At 64.6% G+C, this 13685-nt stretch carries 14 protein-coding genes; 7 read left to right on the top strand and 7 right to left on the bottom strand.

The features are described 5' to 3' along the window. The gene (gene coaBC / locus CCOS191_RS26160; RefSeq protein ID WP_046857583.1) at positions 1 to 1212 is read right to left on the bottom strand and encodes a bifunctional phosphopantothenoylcysteine decarboxylase/phosphopantothenate--cysteine ligase CoaBC; all 1212 of its coding nucleotides are present in this window, start codon (positions 1210 to 1212) and stop codon (positions 1 to 3) included. 127 nt (positions 1213 to 1339) lie between these two features. On the opposite strand from coaBC, the gene radC reads away from it, so the two are divergent. Then, entirely contained in the window at positions 1340 to 2020 is a 681-nt protein-coding gene (gene radC, locus CCOS191_RS26155; protein ID WP_046857582.1) for a RadC family protein, read from the top strand. 57 nt (positions 2021 to 2077) lie between these two features. On the opposite strand, the gene CCOS191_RS26150 is transcribed toward radC, so the two are convergent. Beyond that, complete coding sequence (locus tag CCOS191_RS26150; RefSeq protein ID WP_046857581.1) at positions 2078 to 3667, bottom strand: ABC transporter substrate-binding protein; 1590 nt, start codon at positions 3665 to 3667, stop codon at positions 2078 to 2080. Positions 3668 to 4039: 372 nt separating this feature from the next. Between CCOS191_RS26150 and rpmB the strand changes: the two genes are divergently transcribed. Both rpmB and rpmG read left to right on the top strand, forming a co-directional pair. Beyond that, on the top strand, positions 4040 to 4276 hold the full coding sequence (rpmB, locus tag CCOS191_RS26145; protein ID WP_023629974.1) for a 50S ribosomal protein L28: 237 nt from the start codon (positions 4040 to 4042) through the stop codon (positions 4274 to 4276). A gap of 11 nt (positions 4277 to 4287) precedes the next feature. Further along, a complete protein-coding gene (gene rpmG / locus CCOS191_RS26140; RefSeq protein ID WP_003253507.1) occupies positions 4288 to 4443 on the top strand; it encodes a 50S ribosomal protein L33 in 156 nt (51 codons plus the stop codon). A 106-nt stretch (positions 4444 to 4549) separates the two neighbouring features. Here rpmG and CCOS191_RS26135 read toward each other — a convergent pair whose 3' ends face one another. Continuing rightward, positions 4550 to 4909 carry a cupin domain-containing protein gene (locus CCOS191_RS26135; protein ID WP_046857580.1) on the bottom strand — a complete coding sequence of 120 codons (360 nt, stop codon included), beginning with the start codon at positions 4907 to 4909 and terminating at the stop codon, positions 4550 to 4552. Between the two features lie 195 nt (positions 4910 to 5104). Here CCOS191_RS26135 and CCOS191_RS26130 point away from each other — a divergent pair, with 195 nt between their 5' ends. Next, a complete protein-coding gene (locus tag CCOS191_RS26130) occupies positions 5105 to 6598 on the top strand; it encodes an aldehyde dehydrogenase (protein WP_046857579.1) in 1494 nt (497 codons plus the stop codon). A 186-nt stretch (positions 6599 to 6784) separates the two neighbouring features. Then, positions 6785 to 7924 (top strand): MFS transporter, encoded by a 1140-nt coding sequence (locus CCOS191_RS26125; RefSeq protein WP_046857578.1) that lies wholly within the window; start codon positions 6785 to 6787, stop codon positions 7922 to 7924. A 34-nt stretch (positions 7925 to 7958) separates the two neighbouring features. Here the strand turns inward: CCOS191_RS26125 and CCOS191_RS26120 are convergent, their stop codons facing one another. Further along, positions 7959 to 9503, bottom strand: a complete 1545-nt coding sequence (locus CCOS191_RS26120; RefSeq protein ID WP_046857577.1) for a phospholipase D family protein — start codon at positions 9501 to 9503, stop codon at positions 7959 to 7961. Between the two features lie 60 nt (positions 9504 to 9563). Next, entirely contained in the window at positions 9564 to 10994 is a 1431-nt protein-coding gene (locus CCOS191_RS26115) for an aminotransferase-like domain-containing protein (RefSeq protein ID WP_172670909.1), read from the bottom strand. A gap of 176 nt (positions 10995 to 11170) precedes the next feature. On the opposite strand from CCOS191_RS26115, the gene CCOS191_RS26110 reads away from it, so the two are divergent. Next, a complete protein-coding gene (locus tag CCOS191_RS26110) occupies positions 11171 to 11401 on the top strand; it encodes a DUF1127 domain-containing protein (protein WP_046857575.1) in 231 nt (76 codons plus the stop codon). On the opposite strand, the gene CCOS191_RS26105 is transcribed toward CCOS191_RS26110, so the two are convergent. Then, positions 11398 to 12690 (bottom strand): NAD(P)/FAD-dependent oxidoreductase, encoded by a 1293-nt coding sequence (locus CCOS191_RS26105; protein ID WP_046857574.1) that lies wholly within the window; start codon positions 12688 to 12690, stop codon positions 11398 to 11400. The genes CCOS191_RS26110 and CCOS191_RS26105 overlap by 4 nt on opposite strands. A gap of 117 nt (positions 12691 to 12807) precedes the next feature. Here CCOS191_RS26105 and CCOS191_RS26100 point away from each other — a divergent pair, with 117 nt between their 5' ends. Further along, positions 12808 to 13161 carry a YkgJ family cysteine cluster protein gene (locus CCOS191_RS26100; RefSeq protein ID WP_023630241.1) on the top strand — a complete coding sequence of 118 codons (354 nt, stop codon included), beginning with the start codon at positions 12808 to 12810 and terminating at the stop codon, positions 13159 to 13161. 4 nt (positions 13162 to 13165) lie between these two features. Here the strand turns inward: CCOS191_RS26100 and dadR are convergent, their stop codons facing one another. Next, a complete protein-coding gene (gene dadR / locus CCOS191_RS26095) occupies positions 13166 to 13654 on the bottom strand; it encodes a transcriptional regulator DadR (protein ID WP_003258963.1) in 489 nt (162 codons plus the stop codon). Positions 13655 to 13685: the final 31 nt, after the last annotated feature.

Below are 13685 nucleotides of genomic sequence, written 5' to 3'. Positions count from 1 at the left end.
TTATTGAACCTGGTTGAGCCGTTCGGCGATGAAGGCGACCAACTGGCGGGCAATCTTGCCTTTGCTGGTCTGCGCGAAGAGGGTTTGATGCTGCTGCCGGTCGATCACGGTCAGGGCATTTTCCTCGCTGTTGAAGCCGATGCTGGGGTTGGCCACATCATTGGCGACGATCAGGTCGAGGTTCTTGTCCTTGAGCTTGCGCGTGGCGTAGTCGAGCAGGTGCTCGGTCTCGGCGGCGAAGCCGACGCTGAACGGGCGGTCGGCGCGGCCGGCAATGGTCGCAAGGATATCGGGATTGCGCACCATCTGCAGCAGCATGCCGTCGCCGGTGGTGGGATCTTTCTTGAGCTTCTGCGGGGCGACGACCTCAGGGCGGTAGTCCGCGACTGCAGCCGAGGCGATGAACAGGTCGCACGGCATGGCTGCTTCGCAGGCCGCGAGCATGTCCCGCGCGCTGACCACGTCGATGCGGCTGACCCGGTCGGGGGTCTGCAGGTGCACAGGACCGGTGACGAGGGTAACCCGGGCCCCGGCTTCGGCGGCGGCCTCGGCCAGGGCAAAGCCCATCTTCCCTGAACTATGGTTGGTGATGTAGCGCACCGGATCGATGTTCTCTTGGGTGGGACCGGCGGTGATCAGCACGTGTTTGCCGGTCAGGGCCTGGCGTTTGAAGCTTTCTGCGGCGCACCAGGCCAGGTCGGTGGCTTCGAGCATGCGGCCCAGGCCCACGTCGCCACAGGCCTGGCTGCCGGAGGCCGGGCCGAACACCTGGATGCCACGGCGCTTGAGCAGGTCGAGGTTGTCCTGAGTTGCCGGGTCACGCCACATGGCCTGGTTCATCGCCGGGGCGACGGCGACGGTGGCGTCGGTGGCCAGCACCAGGGTGGTCAGCAGGTCGTCGGCCATGCCTTGGGCCATGCGCGCCATCAGGTCGGCGGTGGCCGGGGCGATCAGGACCAGGTCGGCCCATTTGGCCAGCTCGATATGGCCCATGGCCGCTTCGGCCGCAGGGTCGAGCAGGTCCATGTGCACCGGGTGGCCGGACAGCGCCTGCAACGTGAGCGGGGTGATGAACTCGGCGCCACCACGGGTCATGACCACGCGCACCTGCGCGCCGTGTTCCAGGAGTCGGCGAATCAGCTCGGCGCTCTTGTAGGCGGCGATGCCGCCACCTACGCCGAGAACGATGCGCTTGCGATACAACCGCTGCATAGGCCTTGCCTTATTCCAGTGAAAGCGGGTGGCGACGACGGCTGCCTGCGGCAGATCGTCGCATTTTCGAAGCGAACTAGATTAACACAGCGCCCAAAGGGGCCGTAGTGGCAGGCGAGGAGGGGAAATGAACATCAGGGAGTGGCCGGCTGAAGAACGGCCGAGGGAGAAGTTGTTGCAGCGCGGGGCAGCGATTCTGTCGGATGCGGAATTGCTGGCGGTACTGCTGGGGTCTGGGGTTGCCGGACGCAATGTGCTCGACCTGGCGCGTGGGCTGCTGGCGAAGTTCGGCGGGCTGCGGCAGTTCCTCGAGGCGGATCGGGCCGTGGTGCTGCGCGAGCCTGGCCTGGGGCCGGTGCGGTATGCGCAGTTGCAGGCATTGCTGGAAATAGGCAGGCGCTACCTGGATGAGCACATCGAGCGTGCGTCGGTCCTGGAGAGCCCGACCTCGGTGAGGCGCTATCTCAAGTCCATGCTGCGGCACGAGTCCAGCGAGGTGTTCGGCTGCCTGTTCCTGGACACTAAGCATCGGCCGTTGGCGTTCGAGATACTGTTCCGTGGCACCATCGACCGCGCGAGTATCTACCCTCGCGAGGTCGTTCGGCGCTCATTGCTGCACAACGCGGCGGCCCTGATCCTCTGCCATAACCATCCGTCGGGCATTTGCGAGCCGAGCCAGGATGACGTGCACTTGACGCTGATGCTCAAGCGCTCGCTGGCGCTGATCGATGTGCGGGTGATGGACCATGTCATCGTGGGTGATGGCGAGCCGTTATCGATGGTCGAGCATGGATGGCTGGCCGGTTAGGCAGCGCGGGGCAAGCCCGCTGTCACAATGACTGTGGGCTTGCCTCGCGATTGGGCGTCAGCGGTTGACTGAGACCTTGCTGAAATCCTGCCGCCCGAACGGGCTCACCTGATAACCCTGCACGTCCTGGCGCAGCAGCGCGGCCGCTGTCGGATGCGCCAGCGGCAGCCACAGCGCCTGCTGCTGGATCAGCGTCTGAGCCTGCTGGTACAGCCGGCTGCGCACGCTCTGGTCGTTGGTGGTGCGTCCGGCGTTGATCAACTGGTCCAGGCGGTTGTCGCAGAAGCGCGCGAAGTTGGTTCCGGACTTGACCGCGGCGCAGGCAAACTGCGGGCTGAGGAAGTTGTCCGGGTCGCCGTTGTCTCCGGCCCAGCCCATGAACAGCAGGTCGTGCTCGCCGGCCTTGGCGCGGCGGATCAGCTCGCCCCACTCGATGGTGCGGATCTCGGCCTTGATGCCGATTTTCGCAAGGTCGGCCTGCAGCATCTGTGCGCCCAGGCTGGGGTTGGGGTTGAGCAGGCTGCCCGACGGGCGGGTCCAGATGGTGGTCTCGAAACCCTTGCCCAGGCCGGCCTTGGCCAGCAATGCCTTGGCCTTCTTGTGATCGAGCGTGTAGCCGGGCAGGTCCTTGGCATAGCTCCAGGTATTCGGCGGATAGGGACCGTTGGCGGCAGTGGCGGTATCTTCGAACACGGCCTTGAGGTACGCCGGCTTGTCGAAGGCCAGGTTGATGGCCTGGCGCACTTCAGGCTTGTCCAGTGGCGGGTGCTGGCTGTTGATGGCGACGAAGGCGGTCATGAATGCTGGGGTGGTGGCGACCTTGAGGTTGCCGTCCTTGCCGGCCTCGGCGATGTCCAGCGGCTTGGGCGACAGGGCCACCTGGCATTCGCCGCGCCTGATCTTTTGCAGGCGGACGTTGGCGTCCGGGGTGATGGCGTAGATCAGCGGGTCGATCGACGGCTTGCCGGCGAAATAGTCAGGGTTGGCGCGGTAGCGCACCACGGCGTCTTTCTGGAAACGCTGGAAGACGAACGGGCCGGTGCCCACTGGCTGGTTGTTGAGTTTCTCGGGGGTGCCGGCCTTGAGCAGCTTGTCGGCATATTCGGCGGAGTAGATCGAGGCAAAGCCCATGCTCAGGGTGGCCAGGAAAGTGGCGTCGGCGTGGGTCAGGGTGAAGCGCACGGTGTGCGGCTCGGGTGCGTCGATGGCCTTGATCAGGCTGCCCAGTTGCAGAGATTGGGCATGCGGGTAGCCGCCCGGGGCGGTCTTGTGCCAGGCGTGGGCCGGGTAGAGCATGCGTTGGAAGCTGAACAGGACGTCGTCGGCGTCCAGTTCTCGGGTCGGCTTGAAGTAAGCGGTGGTGTGAAACTTCACGTCCGGGCGCAGCTTGAAGTCGTAGACCAGGCCGTCAGGCGACACCGTCCAGCTTTGCGCCAGGCTCGGCACCACCTTGCCCTCGGCGGCGTCGAACTCGACCAGGCGGTTCATCAGCACGTCGGCCGAGGCGTTGGTGGTGGTCAGCGAGTTGTACTGCACCACGTCGAAGCCTTCGGGGCTGGCTTCGGTGCACACCGACAGCGCTGCGGCCTGGGCAAGGCCCGCGGCGCACAGGGTGGTGAACAGGAGGGAAAGGGCGGCGGCACGCATGGTGACTCCTTGGCTGGTCGGTGGCCCATCTGCCGGTGCAGTCTGGAAAATTGAGGAAATGTCCTACCCTAGTGCGGGCATGGGCAAATGACCACACCCTTTCGCATTAATTCGGCGACGGGCGGTCGACAGCTTGCCGCCCCAGTCGTTATGCTGCCCAGGCGCGCTCGGCCCGACCGGAACTCTCATATTCTGTTGTTGTGGCGGAGTCTTTCTGGTATAAAGCAGCGCTCTTTTCTAGGGGCTCGGTCTGTCGCGTAAGCGCACCCGGCCGATAAGACCCCCGGGAACACGGCGCCTTGGCGCCATTGACTGAGAGATTAAGCGGCCAACCCATGCCGGGTTGGGCATGTGGTTTTAGAGGGCTGAGGCATGTCGAGAGTCTGTCAAGTTACCGGTAAGGGTCCGGTAACTGGGAACAATATTTCCCACGCAAACAACAAAACCCGTCGTCGTTTCCTGCCGAACCTGCAGCACCACCGTTTCTGGGTTGAGTCCGAGAAGCGCTTCGTGCGTCTGCGCGTTTCCGCCAAAGGCATGCGTATCATCGACAAGCGCGGCATCGATGCCGTTCTGGTCGACATCCGTCGCGCTGGCGCCAAGGTTTAAAGGAGAACATCATGCGTGAATTGATCCGTCTGGTTTCGAGTGCCGGTACCGGCCACTTCTACACCACCGACAAGAACAAGCGCACCACTCCGGACAAGATCGAGATCAAGAAGTACGATCCGGTCGTCCGCAAGCACGTGGTGTACAAGGAAGCCAAGATCAAGTAATTGATCGGCAACCTGAAAAAACCCGCAACCGCAAGGTGGCGGGTTTTTTTATGTCTCCAGCAAAGTCATCGCGGGGCCTGCAAAAAGCGGGGCCTCGCGACCGGGTTCATTTCTGCTCGAACATCACATAGATCTTGCGGCACGGCTCCAGCACTTCCCAGGTGCCCTTGAAGCCTGCGGGGATCACAAAACGATCGCCGGCACGCAAGGTCTTGGCGCCGCCGTCCTGGTCGCGCAGCACCGACACACCCTGGACGATCTCGCAGTACTCGTGCTCGGTGTAGTTCACCGTCCACTGGCCCACCTCGCCCTCCCAGACGCCCGCGGCGAACTGCCCGCACGGGCTGGCGTAGTGGTTGTAGACAGCCTGGTCAGGCTCGCCCTTGAGGATTTTCTCCGCTGCCGGGCGGTAGCGTTCGGCTTCGGTCAGAACCTGGGCAAAGTCGACGATGCTGGTGATACTCATGGTGGTTACCCTGTTGTTGTTTAATAAAATGAACATCAGTAGGCATTTGAGCCGTTGGTGTCAAATATATTGATAGTTTCCCCGCCCTGGTTTAGGGTGGCAGGTGCCCGTGTGCGTCGTCACCCGGCCAGAATTTCTGACAGCGCCCGTGAGTCCTCAGTGCGGCGTTGCACCTTAACAAGAGAGGAGTTTCCTATGACCACCCTGACTCGTGCGGACTGGGAACAGCGTGCCCAGCAACTGAAGATCGAAGGCCGCGCCTTCATCAACGGCGAATACACCGATGCCGCATCCGGTGAAACCTTCGACTGCCTGAGCCCGGTGGACGGACGCTTCCTGGCCAAGGTCGCCAGCTGCGACCTGGCCGACGCCAACCGCGCTGTCGACAACGCCCGCGCCGTGTTCGAATCCGGCGCCTGGTCGCGCCTGGCCCCGGCCAAGCGCAAGGCCAAGCTGATCCGCTTCGCCGACTTGCTGCGCAAGAACGTCGAGGAGCTGGCCCTGCTCGAAACCCTCGACATGGGCAAGCCGATCGGTGACTCCTCCACCATCGACATTCCGGGCGCGGCCCAGGCCATCCACTGGACTGCCGAGGCCATCGACAAAGTCTACGACGAAGTCGCCCCGACCCCGCACGACCAGCTCGGCCTGGTGACCCGCGAGCCAGTGGGCGTGGTCGGTGCCATCGTACCGTGGAACTTCCCGCTGCTGATGGCGTGCTGGAAGCTGGGCCCAGCCCTGGCCACCGGCAACTCCATCGTGCTCAAACCGTCCGAAAAATCGCCGCTGACCGCGATCCGCATCGCCCAGCTGGCCATCGAGGCCGGTATTCCGGCTGGCGTGCTGAACGTGCTGCCAGGCTATGGCCACACCGTGGGCAAGGCCCTGGCCCTGCACATGGACGTCGACACCCTGGTGTTCACCGGTTCGACCAAGATCGCCAAGCAGCTGATGGTCTATGCCGGTGAGTCGAACATGAAGCGTGTCTGGCTGGAAGCCGGTGGCAAGAGCCCGAACATCGTCTTCGCCGATGCCCCTGACCTGCAGGCCGCCGCCGAGGCCGCCGCCAGCGCCATCGCCTTCAACCAGGGCGAAGTCTGCACCGCAGGTTCCCGCCTGTTGGTCGAGCGCTCGATCAAGGACAAGTTCCTGCCCATGGTGGTCGAGGCCCTCAAGGCCTGGAAACCAGGCAACCCGCTGGACCCGGCAACCACCGTCGGCGCACTGGTCGACACCCAGCAGATGAACACCGTGCTGTCGTACATCGAGGCCGGTCACCAGGACGGCGCCAAGCTGCTGGCTGGCGGCAAGCGCATCCTGGAAGAGACTGGTGGCACTTACGTCGAGCCGACCATCTTCGACGGCGTGACCAACGCCATGAAGATCGCCAAGGAAGAGATCTTCGGCCCGGTACTGTCGGTGATCACCTTCGATAGCGCCGAAGAGGCCGTGGCCATCGCCAACGACACGCCATATGGCCTGGCCGCGGGCATCTGGACCTCGGACATCTCCAAGGCGCACAAGACCGCCCGCGCCGTGCGCGCCGGCAGTGTCTGGGTCAACCAGTACGACGGTGGCGACATGACCGCGCCGTTTGGCGGCTTCAAACAGTCGGGCAACGGCCGTGACAAGTCGCTGCACGCATTGGAGAAGTACACCGAGCTGAAGGCGACCTGGATCAAACTGTAATCGACGGGGCCGCCTTGCGGCCCTTTCGCCGGCAAGCCGGCTCCCACAAGCTACATGCAGACCCTGTGGGAGCCGGCTTGCCGGCGAAAGGGCTGCATGGCAGCCCCCAACTACAGCCGGGACGGTTCATGCCGCCCCGGCTGTGTTGTCTCTGCCATTTAAAAGTCATGCGCCTCGGAGGCCATCATGCGTTGGGGAACCTACTTTGCCGTTCTGGCGTCGGTGCTCAGTGTCGGGCTTGCGCTCGGCGTGAGCATGCCGCTGGTGTCCCTGCGCCTGGAGGGCTGGGGCTACGGTGGGTTCGCCATCGGCGTGATGGCGGCGATGCCGGCCCTTGGTGTGCTGGTCGGTGCCAGCCTGGCCAGCCGCCTTGCCGGCTGGGTTGGCGTGCCCATGGCCATGCGCCTGTGCCTGTGGGGTGGGGCGCTGTCGATCGGCCTGGTGGCGGTGCTGCCCAGCTATGCCCTGTGGCTGGTATTGCGCTTGATGATCGGTATGTCGCTGACGGTGGTGTTCATCCTTGGCGAGAGCTGGATCAACCAGTTGGTAGTCGAGCAGTGGCGTGGCCGGCTGGTGGCGCTGTATGGCAGCAGCTATGCCCTGAGCCAATTGGCCGGGCCGCTGGTGCTGGGGTTCCTGGGCTCGGACGATGATTTCGGTTTCTGGGCCGCGACCGGGTTGCTGCTGGTCGCGCCGCTGATCCTGCTGGGGCGCGGCGGTGCACCGACCACCGAGGCGTGCAGCGTCACCTTTGCCGACCTGTTCGGCTTCTGTCGGCGTCTGCCGGTGATCGCCTGGGCCATCGCGCTGTTCGCGGCATTCGAGGCGATGATCCTGACGTTGCTGCCGGTGTACTGCCTGCAGCAAGGGTTCACCACGGAGGTGGCGTTGTTCATGGTCAGCACCGTGGTGGTGGGGGATGCGGTGCTGCAATTGCCGATTGGCGCCTTGGCCGACCGCATGTCGCGGCGCACGTTGTTCAGTGGTTGCGCACTGACCTTGATGGTTTCCAGCCTGGCGATTCCGCTGCTGTTGCATACACCGGTGATCTGGCCGCTGTGGGTACTGTTCGGTGCCAGCGCGGGTGGGTTGTTCACCCTGTCGCTGGTGCTGATCGGCGAGCGCTACCGGGATGACGAACTGGTGCGGGCCAATGCCCACGTGGCACAGCTGTGGGGTATGGGTTGCCTGCTCGGACCTTTGCTGGCCGGGGCGGGAAGCCAGTGGATCAGCGGGCATGCGCTGCCGTTGCTGATGGCGGTGGGCGCGGCGGGGTTGGTGCTGCTGACGCGGCGGCGGGATGCCTTCGAGCCGGCGTCTGCCTGACCGATTGCAATCGCGGGCTTGCCCGCGATGCGTTCTACAACATCTTCTCCAACCCGACCGCCTTGCTGATCCAGGCATTGAAGCGTCGCCAAACTCCCCCGGGCTCGGTCACCAACAGGTGCCGCTGGCCATTGTCCTCGGTCGCCCAGACCATCCTCCCGTCCACCAGCTTCACCTGGTAACTCAGCGCTGGTGCCATGCCTTGTAGCGCCAGTTCGCGGGTGTACTCGGCCAGCTCTGGGCTGTCCACCATCACGCCCACCTCGGTGTTCCACAGCACGGAGCGCGGGTCGAAGTTGAACGAGCCGATGAAGGTCTTGCGTCGGTCGAACACCATCGCCTTGCTGTGCAGGCTCGAATCGGAACTGCCGTGAAAGCCCAGCCGTGGGCGCGGATCGCCGGGCTGGCGGCGCAACTCGTACAACTGCACGCCATGCTCCAGCAAGGCGCGGCGATAAGGCGCATAGCCGCCATGGACCGCTGGCACATCGGTGGCTTCCAGCGAGTTGGTCAGGAGCTTGACCGAGGTGCCGGCGTCGGCGCGACTGGTCAGGTACAGTAGGCCGGGTTCGCCGGGTACGAAGTAGGCAGACACCAGGATCAGTTCCTTGTGCACGCGGTTCAGGTCGGGCGCCAATTGCTGGGTCATCAGCAGTTGCGGGTCCGGTTCGCCCTCTGCCAGGACTTTGCTCGGCGCGTCCCACAACGCCTGGCTGTGGGCCCAGATCAGCTCATTGCGCCACACATCCAGGCGGGGCTGCGACTGATAGGCCATCAAGCGATCGTACAGGGCCTTGCGCTTGGTCCGCGCTTCGGCCAGGGACACCTCCAGGCGCTGACGGCTGCTGAACAGATCGTCGGCGTCGGGCTGGCGCCAGAGGAAGTCGCCGATCGGGCGGCTCAAGGCGCTGTTCCAGTACTGGTCGAAGCTGTGTCCGAGCTGTTCGGCCACAGGCCCCACGCCCAGCAGGTCGATGTCGGTGAAGTTGAGGTTGGGTTCGGCGTCGAAGTACTCGTCGCCCAGGTTACGGCCGCCGACGATGGCCATGCTGTTGTCCACCAGGAACAACTTGTTGTGCATGCGCCGGTGCTGGCGCGACAGGTTGAACAGCCGGCCGACGGCGCGGGTGACACCGGTACTGCGCCCCAGGTGCAGCGGGTTGAACACGCGGATGTGGATGTTCGGGTGGGCGGCGAGGGTGCCCATGAGATTGTCGAGGCCATCGCTGGTGGTGTCGTCGAGCAGGATGCGCACTCGCACGCCGCGGTCGGCGGCGCGCAGCAGTTCATGGACCAGGGCGCGGGTGCTGAGACCATCGTGGACGATGTAGTACTGCAGGTCGATGCTTGCCTGGGCGTTGCGGATCAGCTCCGCGCGGGCGCGGAATGCCTCGTTGCTGTTGGGCAGCAGGCGAAAGCCCGAGCGTCCCTCGTAGGGCGCGGCCTGGCGCTGCACCGAGCGGCCGAAGGCCGAGTCGGCCGCCGGCAGCGCCTGGCTGACTTCACGTGGTGTACCGACACTGGCGCAGCCCGACAGGCCGAGCAGCAGCACCAGCAGCAGGGCATGCTGGAGTCTCAAGGGTGGATTGTCCTGTGCGGCAAGGGCTTATGAGGTTGGACCGTGGCAGGCGGCGCAAAGTTACCCGCCAGGGTGTTCGGCATCCAGTAGACGAAGGGCGGTTTCACCGACTTTGCGCACGGCGGCTTCGATCTGCTCCGTGGGCCGGGCGGCGAAGTTCATGCGCAGGCAGTTACGGTACTTGCCCGAGGCCGAGAATATGCTGCCCACCGCGATCTGCACGCCTTGCTCCAGTAAAGCGCGGTTCAGGCGCAGCGTATCGAAACTTTCCGGCAGTTCCACCCACAGCATGAAGCCACCTTGCGGGCGGCTGGCACGGGTGCCCGTCGGGAAGAAGCGGGTCACCCAGTCGCACATCTGGTCGCGGCCGCGCTGGTACTGGCCGCGCATGCGCCGCAGGTGCGGCTGGTAGTGGCCCTCGGCGATGAAGTCGGCGATTGCCAGTTGCGGCTGGCAAGCGGTACTGCCGGTGCTGATGTACTTCATGTGCAGCACCCGTTCCAGGTAGCGCCCCGGAGCCACCCAGCCAATCCGCAGGCCTGGCGCCAGGGTCTTGGAAAACGAGCTGCAGAGCAGCACGCGGCCATCGTCGTCGAACGACTTGATGGTGCGCGGACGCGGGTAGGTGTAGGCCAGGTCGCCATACACGTCGTCCTCGAGGATCGCCACGTCGTAGCGCTGGGCCAGGGTGAGCAGCGCCTTCTTGCGCGCCTCGGGCATGATGTAGCCCATGGGGTTGTTGCAGTTGGGGGTGATCTGGATGAGCTTGATCGGCCATTGTTCGAGGGCCAGTTCGAGGGCTTCCAGGCTGATGCCGGTGATGGGGTCGGTGGGGATTTCCAGGGCCTTCATGCCCAGGCCTTTGAGCGTCTGCATGGCGCCGTGGAAGCTGGGTGAATCGACCGCGACGATGTCACCGGGTTCGCATACCGCGCGAATACTGCACGACAGCGCCTCGTGGCAGCCGGTGGTCACCACCAGGTCGGCCGGGCCCAGGCGGCAGCCGGAGTCGAGCATCAGGCGGGCGATCTGCTCGCGCAGCAAGGCGTTGCCGTGGATGTTGTCGTAGTACAGGCCGGGCATGTCCATGCGCCGGCTGATCTGCGCCAGGCTGCGCAGCAGTGGCTTGAGCGTGGGGCTGTCGACGTCGGGCATGCCTCGGCCGAGCTGGATCACGTCCGGGCGCGGGGTGGCGCGCACCAGCTCCAGCACTTGTTCCCACTGGGAGATATCCACGGGACGCTGGGCTGGGCGGCTGATGGCTGGCAGGGCTGGTAGCTGGCGGTCCTCGGCGACGAAGTAGCCGGACTTGGGGCGCGGCGAGACCAGGCCGTTGTCCTCCAGAAGGCGGTAAGCCTGCTGCACGGTGCTCAGGCTGACGCCGTGCTCCACGCTCAGGGCGCGCACTGACGGCAGGCGTTGGCCGGGGCGATACAGGCCCTGCTCGATGCGTGAACCGAGCAGTTCGGCGAGGTTGAAATAGAGGGTCACTGCATACTCCTGCTCAGCTGATGCCCAAAGACCGGTACAGATAGGCGAAAAATACTGCATGCAGCCCTATTTGCGCCAATTCTGTATGGGAATAATAAGTCGATTTTGGCTCTGTATTGGTAGGAGGTGTACCCGCATGCTGTCTCCACGTCAGGTACTGAACGGAGGACGTGGTGATGGGTGGCATGAGCGATGTGCGCTTGCAACTGTTGGCCAGTGAACTGGAGTCGGAGCAGCGTCCCCGGGTCTTCAGCGCGCCCCAAGGCATGGGTCGTTGGAGCCTGATGCTGCATCGCTGGCGCACCCGCAGGGCCCTGTTGCAGTTGGAGGATTACCAACTGCGCGATATCGGCATCAGCTGGGAGCAGGCTCGGCATGAGGCGAGCAAGCCCTTCTGGCGTGACTAGGCGAGCTCTTTGAGTCGATACCAGAGCATCCCCAGTGCCAGCAGCGGCGAACGCAGCAGTTTGCCGCCGGGGAAGGTGGTATGCGGGACCTTGGCGAACAGGTCGAAGCGCCCGCTCTGCTGGCCGCTGATGGCCTCGCCGAGCAGACGCCCGGCGAGGTGGGTGGCGTTGAGCCCGTGGCCCGAATAGGCCTGCGCATAGTAGACGTTGGGCTGGCTGGCCAAGCGGCCGATCTGCGGCAGGCGGTTGGCACCGATGCCGATCATGCCGCCCCATTGGTAATCAATGCGCACATCGGCCAGTTGCGGGAACACCTTGAGCATTTTCGGGCGCATGTAGGCGGCGATGTCCTGCGGGTCGCGCCCGGAATAGTGGCAGGCGCCGCCGAACAGCAGGCGGTTGTCGGCAGAGAGGCGATAGTAATCCAGCGCCACGCGCTGGTCGCATACCGCCATGTTCTGCGGCAGCAACTGGCGGGCGCGTTCCTCACCCAAGGGCTCGGTGGCGATGATGTAGCTGCCGGCGGGCAGCACCTTGCCGCCCAGTTCGCGGTTGAGGTCGTTGTGGTAGGCGTTGCAGCACAGCACCAGCGTCTTGGCGCGCACCCGGCCTTGGGCGGTATGCACCTTCACTTCCGGGCCGTACTCGATGCGGGTCACTTCCGACTGCTCGTACAAGCCGACACCCAGGCGCCTGGCCACGGCGGCTTCGCCCAGCGCCAGGTTGAGTGGGTGCAGGTGACCGGAGCCCATGTCGATCAGGCCGCCGACATAGCGATCAGAACCTACTACCGAGTGCATGTCGCCGGGCTGCACCAGGCGCAGTTCGTGACGATAACCCAGGCTGCGCAGTTCCTCGGAGTCCTCGGCGAAGCCTTCCAGTTCGGCGGGCTTGTTGGCCAGGTCGCAGTAGCCCCAGGTCAGGTCGCAGTCGATGCCATGGCGCTCGACGCGCTCGCGGACGATTTCCACCGCCTCCAGGCCCATCAGCTTCATGCTGCGCACGCCTTCCTCACCGATCACCGGGAGAAACTGTTCCAGGCCGTGGCCGACGCCCCGGATCAGCTGGCCACCGTTGCGGCCGCTGGCGCCCCAGCCGAGCTTGCGTGCTTCCAGGAGGATCACCGACAGGCCGCGTTCGGCCAGTTCGATGGCGGTGTTCAGGCCCGAGTAGCCACCGCCGACAATGCACACGTCGGCGCTGTGCTCGCCTTGCAGGAACGGGTAGTCGGGGTGTGGCGCGCTGCTGGCGGCGTAGTAGGAGGCGGCGTGTTGCGCGCTGTGGACCATGTGTCGTTTCCTGGGTGCAAGGCGAAAAGGCGAGGATAGGCAACCGGCCAATCGCGGGGCAAGCCCGTTCCCGCGATTGCCTTATAATCCAGCACTCATGTCCAAGATGCGCCGCTTATGTCCTGCAACCGCCACAAGATCCATTTCCTGCGCGAGCTCATCCCCTCGTTCGAGTGCGAGCCCGGCTGCCATGACTGCTGCGGCCCGGTCACCACCTCGGCCGAGGAAATGGCCCGCCTGCCGCGCAAGACCCAGGCCGAGCAGGATGCCGCGCTGGAGCGCCTGGACTGTGTGCACCTGGGCCCGAACGGCTGTACCGTATATGAAGAGCGCCCGATGATCTGCCGCCTGTTCGGCACCACGCCGCGGCTGGCCTGCCCCAGGGGGCGGGGCCCGGAGCAGCCGATCGACCCGGCGGCCGAGCAACTGGTTCACACCTATATCGCCAGTACCCGCCAGGTGCTGGTGTAAGGCTTCAGTCCGGAATCGGCAGGCACAGGCTCTCCTTCACTTCTTCCATCACGATGTAGCTCTTCGACTCGCGCACATGGGGCAGCTTGAGCAGGATGTCGCCGAGCAGCTTGCGATACGACGCCATCTCCGAGATCCGCGCCTTCACCAGGTAGTCGAAATCGCCCGACACCAGGTGACATTCCAGTACATGGGGCAGCTTGAGCACGGCGCGGCGGAACTCCTCGAAGGTGTCGCCGGACTTGTAGTCCAGGCTGATCTCGACGAACACCAGCAGGCTGCCCTTCAGGTGCTGCGGGTTGAGCCGGGCGTTGTAGCCCATGATGATCCCCTCGCGCTCCAGGCGCCGCACGCGCTCGGTGCAGGGGGTGGTGGACAGCCCGACCTTCTCGCCCAGTTCGGTGAAGGAGATGCGCCCGTCATTCTGCAGGATCCGCAGGATGTTGCGGTCGATCTTGTCCAGTTCACGCTTGCTCTGGTGCTGGGTTCTCATAGGGGATGCCCCTCCGTGAAAGGCAATTTTG

The sequence above is a fragment of the Pseudomonas sp. CCOS 191 genome (assembly GCF_001007005.1).
Classification (GTDB): Bacteria; Pseudomonadota; Gammaproteobacteria; order Pseudomonadales; family Pseudomonadaceae; genus Aquipseudomonas; species Aquipseudomonas soli.
This window is presented reverse-complemented; position numbering and strand designations above follow the sequence as displayed.

What these genes read in the sequence shown, in the direction of transcription:
- coaBC (WP_046857583.1), bottom strand. Translation starts at nt 1,212, where the DNA reads ATGCAGCGGTTGTATCGCAAGCGCATCGTTCTCGGCGTAGGTGGCGGC.
- radC (WP_046857582.1), top strand. Translation starts at nt 1,340, where the DNA reads ATGAACATCAGGGAGTGGCCGGCTGAAGAACGGCCGAGGGAGAAGTTG.
- CCOS191_RS26150 (WP_046857581.1), bottom strand. Translation starts at nt 3,667, where the DNA reads ATGCGTGCCGCCGCCCTTTCCCTCCTGTTCACCACCCTGTGCGCCGCG.
- rpmB (WP_023629974.1), top strand. Translation starts at nt 4,040, where the DNA reads ATGTCGAGAGTCTGTCAAGTTACCGGTAAGGGTCCGGTAACTGGGAAC.
- rpmG (WP_003253507.1), top strand. Translation starts at nt 4,288, where the DNA reads ATGCGTGAATTGATCCGTCTGGTTTCGAGTGCCGGTACCGGCCACTTC.
- CCOS191_RS26135 (WP_046857580.1), bottom strand. Translation starts at nt 4,909, where the DNA reads ATGAGTATCACCAGCATCGTCGACTTTGCCCAGGTTCTGACCGAAGCC.
- CCOS191_RS26130 (WP_046857579.1), top strand. Translation starts at nt 5,105, where the DNA reads ATGACCACCCTGACTCGTGCGGACTGGGAACAGCGTGCCCAGCAACTG.
- CCOS191_RS26125 (WP_046857578.1), top strand. Translation starts at nt 6,785, where the DNA reads ATGCGTTGGGGAACCTACTTTGCCGTTCTGGCGTCGGTGCTCAGTGTC.
- CCOS191_RS26110 (WP_046857575.1), top strand. Translation starts at nt 11,171, where the DNA reads ATGGGTGGCATGAGCGATGTGCGCTTGCAACTGTTGGCCAGTGAACTG.
- CCOS191_RS26105 (WP_046857574.1), bottom strand. Translation starts at nt 12,690, where the DNA reads ATGGTCCACAGCGCGCAACACGCCGCCTCCTACTACGCCGCCAGCAGC.
- CCOS191_RS26100 (WP_023630241.1), top strand. Translation starts at nt 12,808, where the DNA reads ATGTCCTGCAACCGCCACAAGATCCATTTCCTGCGCGAGCTCATCCCC.
- dadR (WP_003258963.1), bottom strand. Translation starts at nt 13,654, where the DNA reads ATGAGAACCCAGCACCAGAGCAAGCGTGAACTGGACAAGATCGACCGC.